This is a genomic window from Microvirga pudoricolor (assembly GCF_016892705.1).
Taxonomy (GTDB): domain Bacteria; phylum Pseudomonadota; class Alphaproteobacteria; order Rhizobiales; family Beijerinckiaceae; genus Microvirga; species Microvirga pudoricolor.
Window position 1 is genome coordinate 146,046 of sequence record NZ_JAFEMB010000004.1, and the last position, 17,333, is coordinate 163,378.

Annotated in this window: 16 protein-coding genes; 13 read left to right on the forward strand and 3 right to left on the reverse strand. The window is 65.7% G+C overall.

All coding sequences use genetic code 11. The annotated features are described in order from the left end of the window. Nucleotides 1-5 precede the first annotated feature (5 nt). The 9 genes from ILT42_RS14600 (at nucleotide 6) to ILT42_RS14640 (ending at nucleotide 10,786) form a co-directional block, all read left to right on the forward strand. A complete protein-coding gene (locus ILT42_RS14600) occupies nucleotides 6-1,439 on the forward strand; it encodes a chemotaxis protein CheW (RefSeq protein ID WP_204216352.1) in 1,434 nt (477 codons plus the stop codon). Beyond that, nucleotides 1,436-2,533, forward strand: a complete 1,098-nt coding sequence (locus ILT42_RS14605) for a protein-glutamate methylesterase/protein-glutamine glutaminase (RefSeq protein WP_204216353.1) — start codon at nucleotides 1,436-1,438, stop codon at nucleotides 2,531-2,533. Before ILT42_RS14600 ends, ILT42_RS14605 begins: the two co-directional genes overlap by 4 nt. Then, entirely contained in the window at nucleotides 2,530-3,414 is an 885-nt protein-coding gene (locus ILT42_RS14610) for a CheR family methyltransferase (protein WP_204216354.1), read from the forward strand. Before ILT42_RS14605 ends, ILT42_RS14610 begins: the two co-directional genes overlap by 4 nt. 2 nt (nucleotides 3,415-3,416) lie before the next feature. Next, nucleotides 3,417-5,402, forward strand: coding sequence for a chemotaxis protein CheA (locus ILT42_RS14615; RefSeq protein ID WP_204216355.1), 1,986 nt, complete (start codon nucleotides 3,417-3,419; stop codon nucleotides 5,400-5,402). Continuing rightward, complete coding sequence (locus ILT42_RS14620; RefSeq protein WP_204216356.1) at nucleotides 5,399-5,632, forward strand: hypothetical protein; 234 nt, start codon at nucleotides 5,399-5,401, stop codon at nucleotides 5,630-5,632. The genes ILT42_RS14615 and ILT42_RS14620 overlap by 4 nt, the downstream gene beginning before the upstream one ends. A 115-nt stretch (nucleotides 5,633-5,747) precedes the next feature. After that, nucleotides 5,748-6,128: a response regulator gene (locus ILT42_RS14625; RefSeq protein ID WP_204216357.1), complete on the forward strand. Its 381-nt coding sequence runs from the start codon at nucleotides 5,748-5,750 to the stop codon at nucleotides 6,126-6,128. Next, entirely contained in the window at nucleotides 6,128-6,790 is a 663-nt protein-coding gene (locus ILT42_RS14630; protein WP_204216358.1) for a chemotaxis protein CheX, read from the forward strand. Before ILT42_RS14625 ends, ILT42_RS14630 begins: the two co-directional genes overlap by 1 nt. A 9-nt stretch (nucleotides 6,791-6,799) precedes the next feature. Further along, nucleotides 6,800-9,523, forward strand: coding sequence for a hybrid sensor histidine kinase/response regulator (locus ILT42_RS14635; RefSeq protein WP_204216359.1), 2,724 nt, complete (start codon nucleotides 6,800-6,802; stop codon nucleotides 9,521-9,523). A gap of 6 nt (nucleotides 9,524-9,529) precedes the next feature. Further along, nucleotides 9,530-10,786 (forward strand): lytic murein transglycosylase, encoded by a 1,257-nt coding sequence (locus ILT42_RS14640; RefSeq protein ID WP_204216360.1) that lies wholly within the window; start codon nucleotides 9,530-9,532, stop codon nucleotides 10,784-10,786. A 30-nt stretch (nucleotides 10,787-10,816) separates the two neighbouring features. Here ILT42_RS14640 and ILT42_RS14645 read toward each other — a convergent pair whose 3' ends face one another. Next, nucleotides 10,817-12,007 carry an MFS transporter gene (locus tag ILT42_RS14645; RefSeq protein ID WP_204216361.1) on the reverse strand — a complete coding sequence of 397 codons (1,191 nt, stop codon included), beginning with the start codon at nucleotides 12,005-12,007 and terminating at the stop codon, nucleotides 10,817-10,819. 233 nt (nucleotides 12,008-12,240) lie between these two features. Between ILT42_RS14645 and ILT42_RS14650 the strand changes: the two genes are divergently transcribed. From ILT42_RS14650 to ILT42_RS14660, 3 genes are read left to right on the forward strand one after another with little or no spacing between them, the layout of a single operon-like run. Next, nucleotides 12,241-13,884, forward strand: coding sequence for an FAD-dependent oxidoreductase (locus ILT42_RS14650; RefSeq protein WP_204216362.1), 1,644 nt, complete (start codon nucleotides 12,241-12,243; stop codon nucleotides 13,882-13,884). Beyond that, nucleotides 13,884-14,183: a UBP-type zinc finger domain-containing protein gene (locus ILT42_RS14655; protein ID WP_204216363.1), complete on the forward strand. Its 300-nt coding sequence runs from the start codon at nucleotides 13,884-13,886 to the stop codon at nucleotides 14,181-14,183. The genes ILT42_RS14650 and ILT42_RS14655 overlap by 1 nt, the downstream gene beginning before the upstream one ends. A gap of 39 nt (nucleotides 14,184-14,222) precedes the next feature. Continuing rightward, complete coding sequence (locus tag ILT42_RS14660; protein ID WP_204216364.1) at nucleotides 14,223-15,311, forward strand: cupin domain-containing protein; 1,089 nt, start codon at nucleotides 14,223-14,225, stop codon at nucleotides 15,309-15,311. Between the two features lie 188 nt (nucleotides 15,312-15,499). On the opposite strand, the gene ILT42_RS14665 is transcribed toward ILT42_RS14660, so the two are convergent. Together ILT42_RS14665 and ILT42_RS14670 are read right to left on the reverse strand one after the other, a co-directional pair. Further along, nucleotides 15,500-16,267, reverse strand: coding sequence for an anti-sigma factor (locus ILT42_RS14665; RefSeq protein WP_204216365.1), 768 nt, complete (start codon nucleotides 16,265-16,267; stop codon nucleotides 15,500-15,502). Nucleotides 16,268-16,292: 25 nt separating this feature from the next. Next, the gene (locus ILT42_RS14670) at nucleotides 16,293-16,787 is read right to left on the reverse strand and encodes an RNA polymerase sigma factor (RefSeq protein ID WP_229428678.1); all 495 of its coding nucleotides are present in this window, start codon (nucleotides 16,785-16,787) and stop codon (nucleotides 16,293-16,295) included. A 191-nt stretch (nucleotides 16,788-16,978) separates the two neighbouring features. On the opposite strand from ILT42_RS14670, the gene ILT42_RS14675 reads away from it, so the two are divergent. Then, entirely contained in the window at nucleotides 16,979-17,278 is a 300-nt protein-coding gene (locus ILT42_RS14675) for a hypothetical protein (RefSeq protein WP_204216367.1), read from the forward strand. Nucleotides 17,279-17,333 lie beyond the last annotated feature (55 nt).

Consider the following 17,333-nt stretch of genomic DNA (forward strand, 5'->3'; position numbering starts at 1 on the left):
TCGCCGTGGCGGCGGCGCAACGCGCTCCCACGGACGAGGGCCTGACGCTCGTCGTGCGCGTCGGCGACACCCTGTTCGGACTCCCCGGCGCGAGCGTCGTGGAGGTCATCCGCTATCCCGCCCTGGCCCGGGTGCCCCTGGCCCCGCCGAGCCTTGCGGGCGTCGCCAACCTTCGGGGGACGGTCCTGCCCGTCGTCTCCCTGGCGGTCTTGACCGGGCTGTCGGAGACCGCGTCCGAAACCGGGTCGGGGGCGCGCGTCGTCGTGATGGAGCATGACGGCCCCCTGGGGCTGGCCGTGGACGATGTCGCATTCTTCGGGGTTCTGGAGGACGGGGCGACCCAGGACGGCGATCCCATCCGCATGTTCGCCTTGGATGCCCTGCTGGCGCGGGATTTCGACGACCGAGGACGCCGTCGGGCGCGCCAGGAAGGGGCCGAGGCCGCGATGCCCGTTTCGGTCGATCAGGACGAGGCTGGTCGGTTCTTCCTGACGTTCGAGGCTGCCGGACAGGAATACGGGCTTCCTCTCGACTGCATCGAAGAGATCGTGAACGCGCCGGGCCAGATGATGAAGGTGCCGCGAACGGATGGCGCCATGGCGGGCGTGGCCGACCTGCGGGGGCGCACCCTGCCTCTGGTCTGGGCGCGAGCCCTCCTGGGCCTGCCGGCGGCGGGCGGATCCGGTCGGCCCAGAGCCGTGATCCTGCGCTCCGCAGGGGCCGAGCTCGGCCTGATCGTCGACAGGGTGAGGGACATCGTTCGCGTGTCCGACGCGGAGGTCGACCCGGTTCCGGCGATCCTGACCCGGGGCGGTGAGGCCGAGATCCAAGGGATAGGACGCCTGCAGGACGGCATGCGGCTGGTGTCCCTGCTGTCCCCCGACAAGCTCCTGCGCGCCGTGGAGGGCCCGGAGGCGGACGCCCCGACGGGGCACGGCACCGAAAGGTTCGACATGACAACCGCCGCCACGGAGCAGTTTCTGGTCTTCCGCCTCGGCGGCCAGGAATACGGCCTGCCGGTCGCCGCGGTCGAGGAGGTCGTTCGCCTGCCGGACGCGCTCACGCCCATCCCCAGGGCTCCGGCCTTCGTCGACGGTGTCATGAACCTGCGCGGGCGTGTCGTCCCGGTGATCGACCAGCGGCGGAGGTTCCAGGTCGAGGGTCGGGAGAGCCTTCGCGCCCGGGTGATCGTGGTGGGCATCGACGGGGTGCAGGCGGGTTTCGTGGTCGACGAGGCCTCGGACATCCTCGCGGTGCCGGCGGACCGCGTCAGCCAGACCCCCGAGCTGGCCGCAGGCGGTTCGGGCCTGATCGACCGGATCGTCAATCTCGACCCGGACGGCCGCATGGTCCTCCTGATCGATCCCCGGGAGCTTCTCGATCGGGCGGAGAAGGACCTCCTGCGGGGCATGCTCGAACAGGAGCGCCCCGCCCCGTGATCCGCGTCCTGATTGTCGACGATTCTCCCCTGATCCGCAGGCTCCTCGGCGGCATCTTCGATGCCGAGGGCGACTTCGAGGTGGCTTTCGCGCGGGACGGCCAGGAGGCGCTGGCCCTGCTGCCGGCCTGGAAGCCCGATGTCGTGACCCTGGACGTGCAGATGCCCAACATGGACGGGCTCGCGTGCCTCGACCGGATCATGCTGGAGCATCCGTGCCCGGTCGTCATGGTGTCGTCGCTGACCGAGGCTGGGGCCGACACGACCCTCGAGGCGCTCGACCTGGGGGCCGTCGACTACGTTCCCAAGCCGGGCGGCGCCATATCGCTGAAGATCGAAGCGCTAGCGCCGCTTCTGGTCGAGAAGGTGAGGGCGGCTGCGAGCGCCCGGTTGCCCAAGTCCAAGCGGCTGCGCGATCGGGTGAGGCTCCGGACGGGCCTCGACCGGCCGCCGCCCCGGCCGGTCGCGCCGTCGCGCCCGTCGGGATCGGGAGCCGGAGCATCCTCCCCTGCGCCGGGCGACGGCATCGTCCTCGTGGGCGCGTCCACGGGCGGTCCTCCGGCGCTCGACGCGCTGCTGATGCCCCTTCCGGCCTCGTTCCCATGGCCGATCGTGATCGCCCAGCACATGCCCGCCACCTTCACGGGATCACTGGCGCGCAGGCTCGACAAGCTCTGCGCCATGCCAGTCTCCGAGGTGGTCGGGCCGACCCCGCTTCTGCCGGGCCACGTTTACATCGGGCGAGGCGACGCCGACATCATCCTGAGCGCCAGGGGCACTGGGACCATCGCCTTGTCGGCTCCATCGAGCCCCGACTACCGCTGGCACCCGAGCGTCGACCGTCTCGTCGAGAGCGCCATGGCGCATCGGGAGGCGGCCCGGATCGTCGGCATTCTCATGACCGGCATGGGGAACGACGGCGCCCGGTCCATGACGCGCCTCAGGGCCGCAGGCGGGCGCACCCTCGCCGAGGCCGAGGAGACCGCCGTCGTCTGGGGCATGCCGGGCGAACTCGTGAAAGCGGGCGGCGCCGAGATCGTCGCGCCCCTGGACCGGATCGCAGCCCGCCTCATGGACATGGTGCCGTCCCGATGATCCAGGTCCCTTTCCTGGCCGAGGGCATGCGAGACCCCCTGCAGCCCCTGAGCGCCGAGGAATTGCTGCAGTTCTGCGCCTTTCTCTACCAGAGAACCGGAATGCAGTTCGGAGAATCCAAGCGCTACTACATCGACCGCCGCGTCGCGGACCGGATGTCGGCGACGGGCGCGCGCACGTTCATGACCTACCTGTCCCTGCTGCGCACCGACGACCGGGAGGTGGAAAGCCTCATCAATGCCTTCACGGTGAACGAGACCTATTTCTACCGCGAGGACCACCAGCTGAACTGCCTCAGCCGGGCGATGCTTCCGGAGATCGTGCGCACGCGCGGGCCGGGAGACCCGGTCCGGATCTGGTGCGTTCCCTGCTCCACGGGAGAGGAACCTTATTCCGTCGCCCTTTGGCTGCTCGAGAACTGGCCGGTCGTGGACGCCTACAACGTGGAGATCGTCGGCTCGGACATCGACACGAACGTTCTGGCGGCCGCCAGGGCAGGGTCCTATGGAGCGCGGTCGGTGACCAAGCTGCCGCCGGACGTGCTCCAGCGCTATTTCGAGCCTGGGGACGGGGCCTCATGGACCATCATCCCCGACTTGCGGGAATCGGTGAGATTCACGCAGGCCAACCTGATCGACGCGAACTCGATGGCTCGCCAGGGCCGTTTCGACGTGATCTTCTGCCGGAACGTGCTGATCTATTTCGACGACGCCTCCCGCGCCGCTGCCGCCCGGACGCTGTATGATGCGCTGAACCCCGGTGGGTTTCTCTGCCTGGGCCACACGGAATCCATGTCCCGGATCTCCGACCGCTTCGAGGCCCGCCGCTTCGAGGATGCCGTGGTCTACCAGAAGCCCATCCGCAAGCTCCCGGAGCGCTGACGGTGGACGACCTCCTTCACCATTTCATCGTCGAGGCGAAGGAACTCATCCAGCAGGCGTCCGACGACCTTCTGGCCCTGGAGCGTCGACCGTTCGATCCGCACCGTCTCGACAGCGCCTTCCGGGCGGTCCACACCCTGAAAGGGTCCGTGGGATTGTTCGACCTGAAGCCTTTGGGCGACCTTCTTCACGCCGCCGAGGACCTGCTCGCGGCCGCGAGAGCCGATGGTCTCGATCTCGATGCGGCGGCCCTGGGAGCGCTGTTCGCCTGCCTGGAGGCGAGCGAGCGCTGGGTCGGAGCCGTGGAGGCCAACGGAGACCTGCCGCCGGATGCTCCGGAGAAGGCGGACGCCCTGGCGGCCGGGGTGCGGTCTCTCCTCGACACGCCGAACCCTTCCTTGGCTGCAGTCGCCTCGAGGGCGGACGCGGCCTGGGCCGATGCTCTCTTCGATGCCCTGCGGGGCTCGGACCCGGCTGCGGCGGCATCCGGCCGGCCACTGACGGCGATCCGCTACGAGCCGCGCCCGGATTGCTTCTTTTCCGGCGACGATCCCCTTGGGCTGATGCGCTCGGTGCCGGAACTCGCCGCACTGAAGGTCTCCGCGCGGGATCCCTGGCCGCCTGCCGGGAGCTTCGACCCCTTCGCCTGCAATCTCGTCATCGAAGCGCTGTCGGGGGCGCCGCACCCGGATGTGGCTGCCGTATTCCGCTTCGTGCCGGACCAAGTCCGTTTCCTCGTCCGCGACGCGGAACCGGCTCCAGCCGTGGCGTCCGCGCCCTCCGGGGCACAGGGACCGGATTCCGGTCCACCTGCCGGCCCCAGAACCGTGCGGGTCGAAGCCGGCAGGATCGATCGGCTGGCGGATCTCGTGGGCGAGCTGATCGTGGCCAAGAATGCGCTCGCGCATCTGGTCGACGCAGCCGGGCGGGTCGGTGAGGACGTCGATTGGACCGGGAAGCTCGCGGCCCATCACGCGGTCATCGACCGCCTCGCCGGGGACCTGCACGCGGCCGTCGTGGATGTGAGGATGCTGCCGCTGCGGGATATCTTCCGCCGCTTCCCCCGGACCGTGCGCGAGATCGGGGCGCGGCTCGGCAAGACGGTCGGCCTGACCGTGAGCGGCGAGGACATCGAGGCCGACAAGACCGTGATCGACGCCCTGTCGGAGCCCCTCGTCCACGTCCTGCGGAACGCGATCGATCACGGCGTGGAGCCGGGAGAGGTGCGCCTGGAGGCCGGCAAGTCTCCGGAGGCGACGATCACCCTCCGGGCGTCCCGGTTCGGCAACCGCCTGTCCATCGAAGTTTCGGATGACGGCCGAGGGATCGATCCCGCCCGGATCCGCCGGGTCGCCGCCGAACGCGCGGTTGTGGCGCCGGACCGGCTGGCGGCCATGTCGGATGACGACATCCTCGACCTGGTCTTCACCCCGGGCTTCTCGACCTCGGGATCCGTCACGGACCTGTCCGGCCGTGGCGTCGGCATGGATGCGGTGCGGGCTGCGGTCGAGAGCCTCGGCGGGCGGGTGAGCGTTCTCAGCCGCCCCGGGCATGGCACCACGGTCAAAATGGATCTGCCCACTTCCGTGGTCATGACCCAGATCATGTCCGTCGAGGCTGGCGGCCGCGTGCATGGGGTCCTCATGGATTCCATCATCGAGACGGCCGCCATCAGGCGAGACCGCATCGCCCCCGTGGGAAGCGGCCGGGCTTTCGTCCTGCGCAACCGGACCGTTCCGCTGGTGCACCTTTCGGCTCTGCTCGACGGGCCGGAGAGAGACTCGCTTGCGCAGGACGTCAAGGTATTGGTCGTGCGGGTCGGAAGCGAGCCCGTTGGGGTCGCGGTGGACCGATTCATCGACCGGATGGACGTCATGATGCGTCCCATGACCGGCATCCTGGCCGGGGCTCCAGGGCTCATCGGCACCACGATCCAGGGTGACGGATCGGTTCTCATGGTCCTGGACATCGCGGAGCTGATCGGATGAGCGTTCGTTTGGAAGCCGAGGTGGTCCACCTGGAAGGCGATTGCGGGGTCGAGGACGCGGAACCATTGCTCGTGCTTCTTCAAGCGGATCGGTTTCGAACGGTCGACCTGGACAGGGTTGATCGTCTCCACACGGCCGTGTTCCAAGTGCTCTTTGCCCTGAGGCCGCCGCTGCAGGGCCAGAGCCCGGATCTCTTCGTGCGGGAACGGCTGCTTCCGATCCTGTCCTAGAAGAGGCCGCAACCTCGGTCTGGGCGGGTTGCAAATCGCCGGAGCCGCCCATAATCGTAGGGAAAGTGATCGCAGGGTGGGGCCGGATGGACTCCAGTCCTATCGGAGTAGGTGGATGGCAACCGTCCTCATCGTAGACGACAGCAAGCTGGCCCGTATCGTCGCCACGAAGGCGTTGACGGCTCTCCAGCCGGACTGGGAGCGGGTGGAGGCCGGCAATGCCGACGAGGCGCTGGCCGTCGTTGGCGAACGCCAGATCGATCTGGTGCTGATCGACTTCAACATGCCCGGCCGGGACGGGCTGGACCTGGCCGCGGAGTTGCGGTCCAGGCATCCCGACATGCCCATCGCGCTCATCACCGCGAACGTGCAGGACGAGGTCATCGCACGGGCGAGGGCCATCAACGCGACGTTCGTCGGCAAGCCCCTGACGGAGGATGCCCTGCGGGCCTTCGTGTCAGGCGCCGCGCTGCGTCTTCGTAAGGCGCAAGCCTGATGTCCTACGACATCGACCTCAGTGACCTGGAGCGCGATGCGCTGACGGAACTCGTCAATATCGGTGTCAGCCGGTCAGCCGCCAGCTTGCGCAAGATGGTCGGCGAACAGGTCCTGCTCTCCGTCCCGTCCGTGGAGGTCATGAGCCGCAAGGCGGCCGCCACCCTGGTAGGCGAGCGGGAGGCGGACCAGCTCGTAGCCGTCCAGCAGACCTTCGAGGGCGTTTTCGCCGGCAGGGCGCTTCTGATCTTCCCGGAGGCCAGCAGCCTCGAGCTCGTTCGCGCGGTCGCAGGCGACGAACTGTCGGGTGAGGATCTGATCGATATCGAGAACGAGGCGCTGGCTGAAACCGGCAACGTGGTTCTCAACGGCTGCCTCGCCACCATGGCCAATATGCTCCAACGGTCGCTGACCATGTCGTTGCCGCAGGTTTTGCGCGGTGACGGCGCCCTTCTTTTCGCCGCCCGGGAGGAAAGCGACCGGGAGGGTCTGGTTCTGTTCCTCTACATCAACTTCTCGATCCGCCATCGCGACATTCGCGGCTACATCGCCATGCTGATGGATGTTCCCTCCCTGGCAGCCCTCAAGCAACTGATCCGCAGCTTCATCGAGCGTGTGACGGCGGAGTCAGAGGCGGGAACTTCATCGGCCGCTTCGGGCTAGGATGAGGCCTTGACCATCCCGAACCCTCACATCTCCGAGCCGTTGCGAGAGGCGCACCGGGCGGGTGGGCCCGTTCTCGCGGCGCTGCTGCGGTCCGACACGGCCGCAGCCATCCTGGACCTTCGTGCGCCTCACAGGCCGGTTCTCGCCGTCAACGCGGCCATGGAGGCCCTGACGGATACGGCCAAAGGCGCGCTTGTCGGACAAGGCACCGACACCCTGTGGCTGCCCGGAACCCGTTCCGACACCCTGGTCCGGCTCGGCCACGCCCTCGACGGCGGGCCGGCGGCGGACGGGGAGGTGCCGGGCCTGCGCCATGGCGTGGCCGGGACGCCGCTCAAGGTTTTCATCGCGCCGTTTGGAACCGAAGCGGCCTTCGCGATCGCCACATTCACGCCTCTCGAGAGCCGGGCGGCCGCAACCGAGGCGCAACTGACGGCCGCCACCGAACGTCTCAGGCTGACCCTGGACGTGGCCGGCAGCGCCGGTAGTTGGGACTGGGATATCCGTGCCCGACGCTTGACGGCCGACGACCGCTTCGCCGCACTCTACGGCCTCGATCCGGAGCAGGCGGCCTCCGGGCTTCCGCAAAGCGTCTTCTTTTCGGTGATCCACCCCCAGGACCGGCCGCGTATCCAGATGGCCGTCGCGGGCATCGTCGAAGGCGCGGAGCTGTTTTCCAAGGAGTTTCGCGTTCGCGCCCCCGACGGTTCGTGGCGTTGGGTCCATGCGCGAGGTCGCAGTCATCCCGACGAGGCAGGCGAGCCGATCCGCTTCACGGGGATTCTCGTCGACATTACGGACCAGAAGCGGATCTCGGAGCGACTCAGGATCGCCCAGACGGCGGGCGGCATCGGGACCTTCGAATATGTCGAGGGGTTCGGCACCGCAACGGTGTCGCGGCAGTTCTGCGAACTCCTCGGACTGCACACCGCGAGCGTCCTGCCCGTCAAGACGATCAACGCGCTTGTCTGCGCGGGCCACGTTTTTCTGGCGGACGCCCATGCGGATGGCGGAGAGCGCTCCGCTTCCATCGAGACGCGCATCCGCCGCGCCGACGACGGCGAAGTCCGCTGGCTGGCCCGCCGCGGCGAGTTCGTGGAGGATGCCGAGACCGATGGGGTCCGTTTCGTCGGCGTGGTCTACGACATCACCGAGACGAAGCTGGCCGAGGCCTATCTCCAGAACCTGAACGAGACTCTCGAAGAGCGCGTCGAGCAGCGGACCCAGGAGCGGGATCGCGTTTGGAGCCTCTCGCGCGACCTCTTCGCCACCTGCGCCATGGACGGTACGATCCGGCAGGCCAACCCAGCATGGCTGGACATGCTGGGCTACGCGCCGGGCGAGATCGTCGGAACCCGGCTCGAGGTCCTGGTGCACGACGAAGATCGTGCAGGGCTGAAGGATCATTACGCATCCCTGCGCAAGGGCTTCGCTACCCACGATCTCGACGTGCGGTTCCGGCATCGCGATGGATCGGACAGGTGGATCAACTGGACGCTGACGCCGGAAACGGAGGTCTTCCACGGCATCGGACGCGACGTCTCGCAACGCAAGGTTCTCGAAGACCAGCTTCGGCAGGCTCAGAAGATGGAGGCTGTGGGCCAGCTGACGGGCGGGATCGCGCACGACTTCAACAACCTGCTCACCGGGATCATCGGCTCCCTCGACCTGATGCAGACCCGCATGGCGCAAGGGCGCCACGACACCCTGGAACGCTACGCCAAAGCCGCCATGACGTCCGCCAACCGGGCGGCCGCGCTCACCCACCGCCTGCTCGCCTTCGCCCGCCGCCAGCCTCTCGACCCCAAGCCCGTCAACGCCAACCAGCTCGTTACCTCCATGGAGGAACTCCTGCGGCGGACCATGGCCGAGAATATCCGGCTCGAGCTGGTGACCTCGGGTGGGCTGTGGCTGACCCTATGCGATCCCCATCAACTGGAAAGCGCGATCCTCAACCTGGCCATCAACGCCCGCGACGCCATGCCGGATGGCGGCGTACTCACCATCGAGACCGCGAACGCGCACTTGGACAGCGCCTATGCGGCCGCCCAAACGGATGTGGAGCCCGGCCAGTACGTGGCAATCTGCGTGTCCGATACGGGAACCGGCATGCCGGCGGACATCATCGCCCAGGCCTTCGACCCGTTCTTCACCACCAAACCCATCGGCCAGGGTACGGGCCTTGGCCTATCCATGGTCTACGGCTTCGCCAAGCAGTCTCAGGGGCATGTCAGGATCTACAGCGAGGTCGGGCAGGGCACGACCTTGAAGATCTACCTGCCGCGATATCATGGAGACGTGGAAGCCGAGGCCGCCCACGGGGGGCTGGGCGATATCCGCCGCGCCGACTCGGGCGAGACGGTTCTGGTGGTCGAGGACGAGCCCGTGGTGCGCGCGCTGATCCTGGACGTGCTGGAGGACCAGGGTTACACGGTGCTCGAGGCCGTCGACGGGCCTTCGGGCCTCAAGATCCTGGAATCCGCCCGGCGGATCGACCTTCTGGTGACGGATGTGGGCCTTCCGGGCATCAACGGGCGTCAACTCGCGGATTATGCCCGCTCCTTCCGGCCCAGCCTCAAGATTCTGTTCATCACGGGCTATGCCGAGAATGCCGCCATCGCGTCCGGCTTCCTGGACCCCGGAATGGAGATGATCACCAAGCCGTTCGCCGTCGAAGCCCTGGCGACCCGCATCCGCAGGATGATCGAGTCGTCGCCCGTCGGGTCTTGAGGGCTTATGCAAGCGGTGGGGGTCATCTCTGCAGGGCGGTTCGCGGTTCTGGCGATCCTGTGCCTGCTTCTTGGAAGCAAGACTTTCGCCTCACCTATGACAGGGCGCTCGGCCGTCGAAGCCGAGTTTCGAATGTGGTTGGAGCAGAGCGTCTGGCCCGATGCCCGGCAGCAGGGGATATCGCGCGCGACGTACGACCATGCCCTGGGCAGCATCGGCCTCAAATGGGATTTGCCCGACCTCCAGCCCCCGGGAAGAGCGATCCCTTCGGGCGATCAGAAGCAGGCTGAGTTCCAAAGCCCGGGGCGCTATTTCGTGGAACGGCAGATCGTCGATCTGACCACGACCGGCAAGGGACTTCTCAACCGGTGGAAGACGGTTCTGGACCAAGTCGAGAGCACTTATGGCGTGCCGCGCGAGATCGTGGTGGCCATCTGGGGGCGGGAATCCCATTTCGGCCGGGTGGTTCCTCGACACGATGCCCTGAGCGTGCTGGCCACTCAGGCCTTCATGGGGCGGCGGGGGGCTCTCTACCGCCCGGAGTTTCTGGCAGCTCTCACCATGGTCGAGAAGGACCACGTGCCGGAGGCGCAGTTGCTCTCCTCATGGGCGGGCGCCATGGGGCAGCCGCAGTTCCTGCCGTCGAAATATCTCCGCTACGCCGTCGACGGCGACGGCGATGGGCGCCGTGACATCTGGCGTTCCGTGCCCGACAGCCTCGCGTCGATCGCCCATTTCCTGCGGGAGCACGGGTGGCGGCCGGATCGAGGATGGGGCGAGGAGGTGCGCGTACCGTCGGGCGTTCCTTGTACCCTGGAAGGGCCACGTCAGGGCAGGCCGGGCTCCGAGTGGACGGGCCTGGGGATCGTTCCCGCGACAGGGCGCGCGGGCGCGCCCCGGGATGCGACGAGGTTTCTGCTGATGCCGGCCGGCCGGCTGGGTCCGGCTTTTCTCGTGACGGATAATTTCTACATACTGAAGCAGTACAACGAATCCGATCTCTACGCCCTCTTCATCGGGCACGTGGCCGACCGGTTGGGCGGCACATCATCCTTCTCAGGAACATGGGCCCCGACGGCCTCGCTGAACCGTGGCACCATCACGGTGATGCAGCGGACGCTTCAGGATCAGGGTTACGACGTGGGCAAGGCGGATGGCCTCGTCGGCTTCGCCACGAGAACCGCCATCGGAGAATGGCAGAGGAAGTCAGGCCGCGAGGCGACCTGCTATCCCGACGCGGACCTGATCCGCGCGATCCGCTGAGGCGGCGGCGTTCCCGGATCGCGCCGACGGTCAGCGGCCTCTTCTCAGGCCTGCGATTTGGAGCAGCGTACCGGCCGCCGCGAAAACCCCGCCCAGGATGACGACACCGATCCAGCCGCCATGGGCCCAGGCCGTGGTGGCGGCCGCCGAGCCGAGAGCGCCGCCGACGAACATGGTGGACATGAAGATCGTGTTGAGGCGGCCACGGGCTTCGGGGCGAAGCGCGTAGACGATGTGCTGGTTCGAGACCAGGGCACTCTGAATGCCGAAATCCAGAAGAATCACGCCAACCACCAAACCCGGGATCGTTTCCCACAGGCCGAACACGATCCAGGACAGGAATGTGAGTGCGGCGCCCGATGCGATCACAAGGCGGGGGCCGTAGCGATCCGCGAAGCGGCCCGCTACGGGAGCCGCCAGCACGCCCACGGCGCCGACGATTCCAAAAAGACCGGCCACGTCGGCGCCGAGCCCAAAGACCGGCTCCTGCAACCTCAGCGCCAGGATCGTCCAGAAGACGCTGAATGCTGCAAAGAGCATGGCCTGCGTGGTGGAGGCCCGGCGCAGCACCGGAAGCTCGCGCCACAATCCGCCTAAAGAGCCCAGCAGTCCAAAATAGCTGAGCCCGGCCGCCGGGCGGCTGCGGGGAAGCATCACCATCATCATGGCGCCCGCAGCGAGCGCAAGGGGAACGCTCAGCCAGAACATGCCACGCCAGCCGATGGAGGTCGTGACGAGCCCCGCCACCGTCCGGCTGAGAAGGATGCCGCACAAAAGGCCGGCCATCACGGAGCCGACGGTTGCGCCGCGCCGCTCGGGCGCAGCCAGATGAGCGGCAAGCGGCACGATTTGCTGCGCGACGGTGGCTGCCGCGCCGACGAGGACGGACGCCAACAGGATGGTTACGGCGCCCGATGAGAGTGCGGTCGCGGCGAGTGCAACCGCAAGGGCGAGGAACTGTGCGCCGATCAGCCCCCTGCGCTCGGTCAGATCCCCCAGAGGCACGAGGGTCAACAGTCCAAGCGCATATCCGAGCTGCGTGGCGGTGGGCACGAATATCGTGAGGGCGTCGGGATATTCGCTCTCGATGACGCCCAGCATCGGCTGGTTGTAATAGATGTTCGCGACCGCGATTCCAGCGGCTGCCGCCATGGCAAAGGTCAACCTGCGGCTCATGGCGCCGGTGTTAGGAGAAGCCGTACGTTCCGAGAGCGTCGTCATGAGGATCCTCCTCGTTGCGGCGAGACATTAGGACATCGCGCACGACGCTCCCACCCGTATTTTCCCATGCAAACCTTGGTTCAGGGTTTTGCCACTATGCTCGAAACCGGGACCAGTTCCCGAGAGTCGCTCGCAGTTCACGCCTCACGCCGGCTCACCAACGATCTTCTGGCCTTCATCGGGAACTGAATGCAAGATTGCTCGCCCGGACCATTCTTCAGGAAGTTGCAACCATGAGCAACCTTGCCGACCGCCAGCATCAGATGTTCCCCGTCTTCAACGCGGAGCAGACCGCGATTGCCCGGCGTTTCGCCAGCGGACCGGAGGAGAGCTTCGCGCCTGGAGGGAGCGTCTACGCCTTCGCGGCCGCTGATGCACCCGCCTGGCTTGTCCTGAAGGGGACGATCGAAGTGGTCCGCCGCGATGGCCTCAGCCGGGAAGCTCCCATCACGGTCCACGGGGTGGGTCAGTTGACCGGCGAGGTCGCACAACTGGCGGGTCGGCCCTCCCTGGTATCCGCGCACGCGGGTCCGGAGGGCTGCACCGCACTTCCCTTCGATCCCGCCCATCTTCGGGCCCTGATGGTCGGGGCGGCCGAGCTTGGCGAGACCGTGATGCGCGCCCTCATTCTCCGGCGGGTCGCGTTGATCGGCGAGGGTGGGGCGGGCACAATCCTGATCGGATCCCCGGGCAGCCGGGACATGGTGCGTCTGCAGGATTTCCTGACGCGCAGCGGCATTCCCAACCTCGTCCTCGACGCCAATGCGGACGAGGAGGGTCGAGCCCTCATCGAACGCGCCGGCATCGTCCCCGACGATCTGCCGTTGGTGGTCTGTCCGAGCGGGGCGATCCTGAAGCGTCCGAGTGATCGCGATGTCGCTGCGTGCCTTGGGATGACACCTGCTCTTGACGCGAACGCGGTCTATGATGTTGCGGTCGTCGGCGCCGGGCCGGCTGGCCTCGCGGCTGCGGTTTATGCGGCCTCCGAGGGGCTGAAGGTCATCGTCCTCGATGCCCGCGCAACGGGAGGACAGGCAGGTGCATCCGCTCGGATCGAGAACTATCTCGGTTTTCCGACCGGAATCTCTGGCCAGGCCCTTGCAGGCCGCGCCTTTAATCAGGCCTTGAAGTTCGGCGCCGAAATCGCCGTACCGGTCGAGGTCGAACATCTAGAATGTTCGAAGGCGGCGCTGACCCTGTCGCTCACGGGCGGCCAGCGCCTGCTGTCCCGGTCCGTGGTCATCGCCTCCGGGGCCCATTACCGAAAGCCGAACGTTCCCAACCTTTCGATGTTCGAGGGGGCCGGGGTCTCTTATTGGGCCTCTCCCATCGAAGCGCGACTCTGCGCCGGAGAGGACATCGTGCTCGTAGGAGGTGGCAACTCCGCCGGTCAAGCTATCGTTTTTCTCGCGCCGCAGGTCAGGCGGCTGCATGTGGTCGTTCGCCGGGACCTGACGCAAACCATGTCGCAATATCTGATCGACCGGATCGCGGCCTTGCCGAACGTTGACATCCATGTCGGCTTCGACATCGCGGCGTTGGACGGAGATGCCGGAACAGGTCTGAAGTCCGTTCTCTTCCAACAAGAGGACAGTGCATCGAGCCTCCGCTTCGACGTGCGTTATCTTTTTCTGTTCATCGGCGCCGATCCCAACGCGGATTGGGCGCGCAACTGCGTCGAAACCGATGACCGGGGTTTCATCGTTACGGGCCAAGGCAGCCATTCTCTTTGCACGAATGTTCCCGGTGTCTTCGCCATCGGCGATGTTCGAGCCGGCTCGACAAAGCGCGTCGCGGCAGCCGTCGGCGAGGGCGCCGCAGTCGTTTCGCAAATTCACGCATTGCTGGCCGAGCAAACAGCCAAGGAGGAAGCTTGATGTCCTGTACTCACCGCGCAACGATCCATGAGGTGGTTCCCAGTGCCAGAGGGTGTGAGGAGTGCCTGAAGATCGGCAGTCCATGGGTTCACCTGCGTCTATGCAGGAGCTGCGGCCATGTCGGCTGCTGTGACGATTCCCCTCACAAGCACGCGCGGTCGCACTTCCACGCAACGGGGCATCCGATCATCGAAGGCTACGATCCGCCTGAAGGATGGGGGTGGTGCTTCATCGACGAGGCCGAGGTCGAGCTGCCTGATCAGACCCCGCAATGGGGCCCGATCCCGCGATACGTATAAGGCCGCCCTTATCCCTTCCGCCCTTCGGAGTGCCCGATCATGACCGAACCGACCCTTTCCTTTCGCTATCGGCTCGAGAGCGCCCCTCCGCGTGTCGGCGCGGGCGGGGTCACGCGTGGGGCCTCCGTCAGGGAGTTCCCGGCCAGCATTGGAATCGCCGGTGTGTCCATGCGCCTCGCGCCAGGTTCGATGCGCGAGTTGCACTGGCACGCCAATGCAGCCGAATGGGCTTATGTCGTGTCCGGCCAGTGCCGTACGACGATCCTTCACCCCAACGGTGCCGCTGCGACGGACACCTTCGGGCCAGGGGACGTCTGGTATTTTCCGCGCGGCTGGGGTCATTCGATCCAGGGGCTTGGGCCGGGGGATTGCCATTTCATCCTGATTTTCGACAATGGCGACTTCTCGGAGGACCACACTTTCAGCATCACGGACTGGCTGTCGCGGACACCACCGGATGTGCTCGCTCAGAATCTGGGATTGTCGCCGGACGATCTGGCAACTCTGCCCAAGGGCGAAGCGTATTTCGCCCAGGGTCCGGCTCCGGACGATCAGTCGGCGGATGCTGCGCCAAGGCCCGCAGCCCAGCTCACCTCCACCCATCGCTATCCGCTGCTGGCCCAGCAGCCGCGGAGGGTCGCGGGCGGGGGTACCCAGCGCGTGGTCACGGTCAATGAGTTTCCGATCTCGACCACCATGGCGGGATCCATTCTCGAGATCCAGCCGGGCGCAATGCGCGAATTGCACTGGCATCCCAACGCAGACGAATGGCAGTATTATCTTGAAGGGCAGGCCGAAATGGCCGTCTTTCTGGCCGAGGGGCAGGTGGTTACGGATCGGTTCGAGGCAGGCGATGTCGGTTACGCCCCCATGGGTTCAGGACATTACATCCGTAACATCGGTGCAACTCTATTGCGCGTTTTGATCGGGTTCAACAACGGCCGGTATGAAGCCAACGATCTCTCTGCTTGGCTGGCTTCAAACCCTGTCGATGTCCTCGCCACGAACCTCAATCTTTCGCGGGAAACTGCCGCAAAACTGCCTCGACAAGCGAAATTCATGATACCCAGCGGGTCATCACACTTTGCGGCGACGACTGACGATGGCGAACGTCATTCGGCGTCGTGAAGGCTCGCAGGTCACACTTGATGGACCGTCCTATCACGGGCGCGGCCGAGTTCTCCTCCATCGGCAGCACAGGTCAGGTCGCAAAAGCCGTCTGGCTCTCGTAGGATCACTCGAGCATGCTCGTGATCCTGGATGAGGAAGTGAGGATCAGGATCCGCAATCTGCAGATGTCCTCATATGGCAATGGATTAACGTCCCAAAAGACCTCTTTCGACGTCAGGAGCAAGAGCATCGCCGGCTTCGATACTCTGCAAATAGGAGCCTATGAGGTCGCCGCCGCTCGCAGGGACGTAAGATGATCCATCCGGTTCGGCGATTGCCAGAACGACTTGCCAACCTCCTCCGGACCGGCAGGCTAGTGCGGTTGTCACGCCGGACGCTTGTCGGAGACTGAACTCCCTGCAAAGCCTTCCCGCCGTTTTGTATGTTGCAGCCACACGCAGGTTCCCAAAAGCTGTTGCCTCCTGGGTGCCGGAAGGCGCGGTAGCGAGGAGGCGCGCCACTTCTTTGCTCTCCAGGTACCCGAGCTGGTTCGCAGCGCTATCCGAGTCGTTGGCATAGCGACCGGCGACAAATCCGCCGAGCCCTACGGCCGCGGCCGCGATGGATGCCGCCAAAGGCATCCAGACCACTTGGAGGCGTCGAGGCTGCCGCGCCTGCGGCGCGGAGGCGACCGGCTCTATATTATCTCTCTGGAGGCCGGTGGCGTCATCTGCGGCTGCCTGAACTTTCTCCTTGACGGCGGATAGAAGGGCTGGGGAAACGGCCAGTTTATCCGGCGTCGAGAGCACGGCACGCGCGACCTGACGGCTTCGAATGTACCCCGCAATTTTGAGGGCCGCTGATGCGTCGAGGGTGATGGCCTGTGCCACGGCCTCGGCAACGTCATCGTCAAGTTCGCCATCGGCGAAGGCCATCAGGAGTTCATCTGTGAGATGGATATTCGACAGGGCCATTATGATTCCACTCCGTGCTTCCCGTTCACGCAGCCTGCGTCACTTCCGCGATGCGCCTCCTCGCTCGCGACAGACGGCTCATGACCGTTCCGATCGGAACGCCAAGGACCTCCGCAGCCTCCCGATAGGCGAGGTCCTCGACGCAGACCAGCAGGAGAACCTCCCTCTGATCCGAGGGCAAATCTTCGATAGCGCGCTGAACCTCGGTCAACGTGAGTTTACTGATGATCTGCCTTTCCCCGCTCTCATGGTCGAGCAGATCCTGCTCGTGATTGCGAACATCGTCCGTCATGGCGTCGTTCCTATGATGGCGCACGTGGTCGATCCAGGCGTTGCGCATGATGCGAAACAGCCAAGCATCAAGCCGGGTGCCCGGGCTCCACTGGTCCGCGCTCGCCAGAGCCTTCTCACAGGTGATCTGGACGAGGTCGTCCGCTAGCGGCGACGAGCGGCACAGCATAAACGCAAAGCGTCGGAGACGCGGCAGAAGCACTACCAGATCCTGCCCTATGGCCGACATAACTCCTCGCTACTCGCACACCTGAGGAACGTTTGGACCATCCCGAATATTCCTGCCAGTTTTTGATTTTGACGTGATCGCCTGGCATTTTCCAGCATTATCCGGGTAGCTCAGGCAGTGTATAAACAGGTTGCATTGCGGGAATAAACCAGATCCTTGATCCGTTCCCTGTACTACAGGGAGTGGTCTCGATGAATGTGGAAGCAGAATTCGAACATATGGAAGCAGATCGGGCTCGCCTTGACGGCTTCGAGAGCATCCTTGCGGCGGTCATCGACATGCTTGTGGCCGACGATAAGAAGGCCCAGGGGGACCTCGGGGAGCGATTGGACCTCATAAGGGCGATTTTGCGGGCCGAGAACGCTCACTTCGAGACCATCGGGATGGTCGAGAGATTTCATGCGCTTGTCACTGACCGCGATCTCGACCCCATCCCTGCCCCTGATGTCGCCGGGTGCCGGAGGCGAACTGAACGGTTTCAGGGGAGCTAAGGCTCAAGGTTGGTGACGGCTTGATCCTCCAGGGGTGCGCGGCTGCGAACTCTCC

Coding starts and splice junctions, on each gene's coding strand:
- ILT42_RS14660 (WP_204216364.1), top strand. CDS start 14,223: ATGACCGAACCGACCCTTTCCTTTCGCTATCGGCTCGAGAGCGCCCCT.
- ILT42_RS14640 (WP_204216360.1), top strand. CDS start 9,530: ATGCAAGCGGTGGGGGTCATCTCTGCAGGGCGGTTCGCGGTTCTGGCG.
- ILT42_RS14620 (WP_204216356.1), top strand. CDS start 5,399: ATGAGCGTTCGTTTGGAAGCCGAGGTGGTCCACCTGGAAGGCGATTGC.
- ILT42_RS14650 (WP_204216362.1), top strand. CDS start 12,241: ATGAGCAACCTTGCCGACCGCCAGCATCAGATGTTCCCCGTCTTCAAC.
- ILT42_RS14670 (WP_229428678.1), bottom strand. CDS start 16,787: ATGTCGGCCATAGGGCAGGATCTGGTAGTGCTTCTGCCGCGTCTCCGA.
- ILT42_RS14645 (WP_204216361.1), bottom strand. CDS start 12,007: ATGACGACGCTCTCGGAACGTACGGCTTCTCCTAACACCGGCGCCATG.
- ILT42_RS14655 (WP_204216363.1), top strand. CDS start 13,884: ATGTCCTGTACTCACCGCGCAACGATCCATGAGGTGGTTCCCAGTGCC.
- ILT42_RS14675 (WP_204216367.1), top strand. CDS start 16,979: ATGAATGTGGAAGCAGAATTCGAACATATGGAAGCAGATCGGGCTCGC.
- ILT42_RS14630 (WP_204216358.1), top strand. CDS start 6,128: ATGTCCTACGACATCGACCTCAGTGACCTGGAGCGCGATGCGCTGACG.
- ILT42_RS14625 (WP_204216357.1), top strand. CDS start 5,748: ATGGCAACCGTCCTCATCGTAGACGACAGCAAGCTGGCCCGTATCGTC.
- ILT42_RS14665 (WP_204216365.1), bottom strand. CDS start 16,267: ATGGCCCTGTCGAATATCCATCTCACAGATGAACTCCTGATGGCCTTC.
- ILT42_RS14610 (WP_204216354.1), top strand. CDS start 2,530: ATGATCCAGGTCCCTTTCCTGGCCGAGGGCATGCGAGACCCCCTGCAG.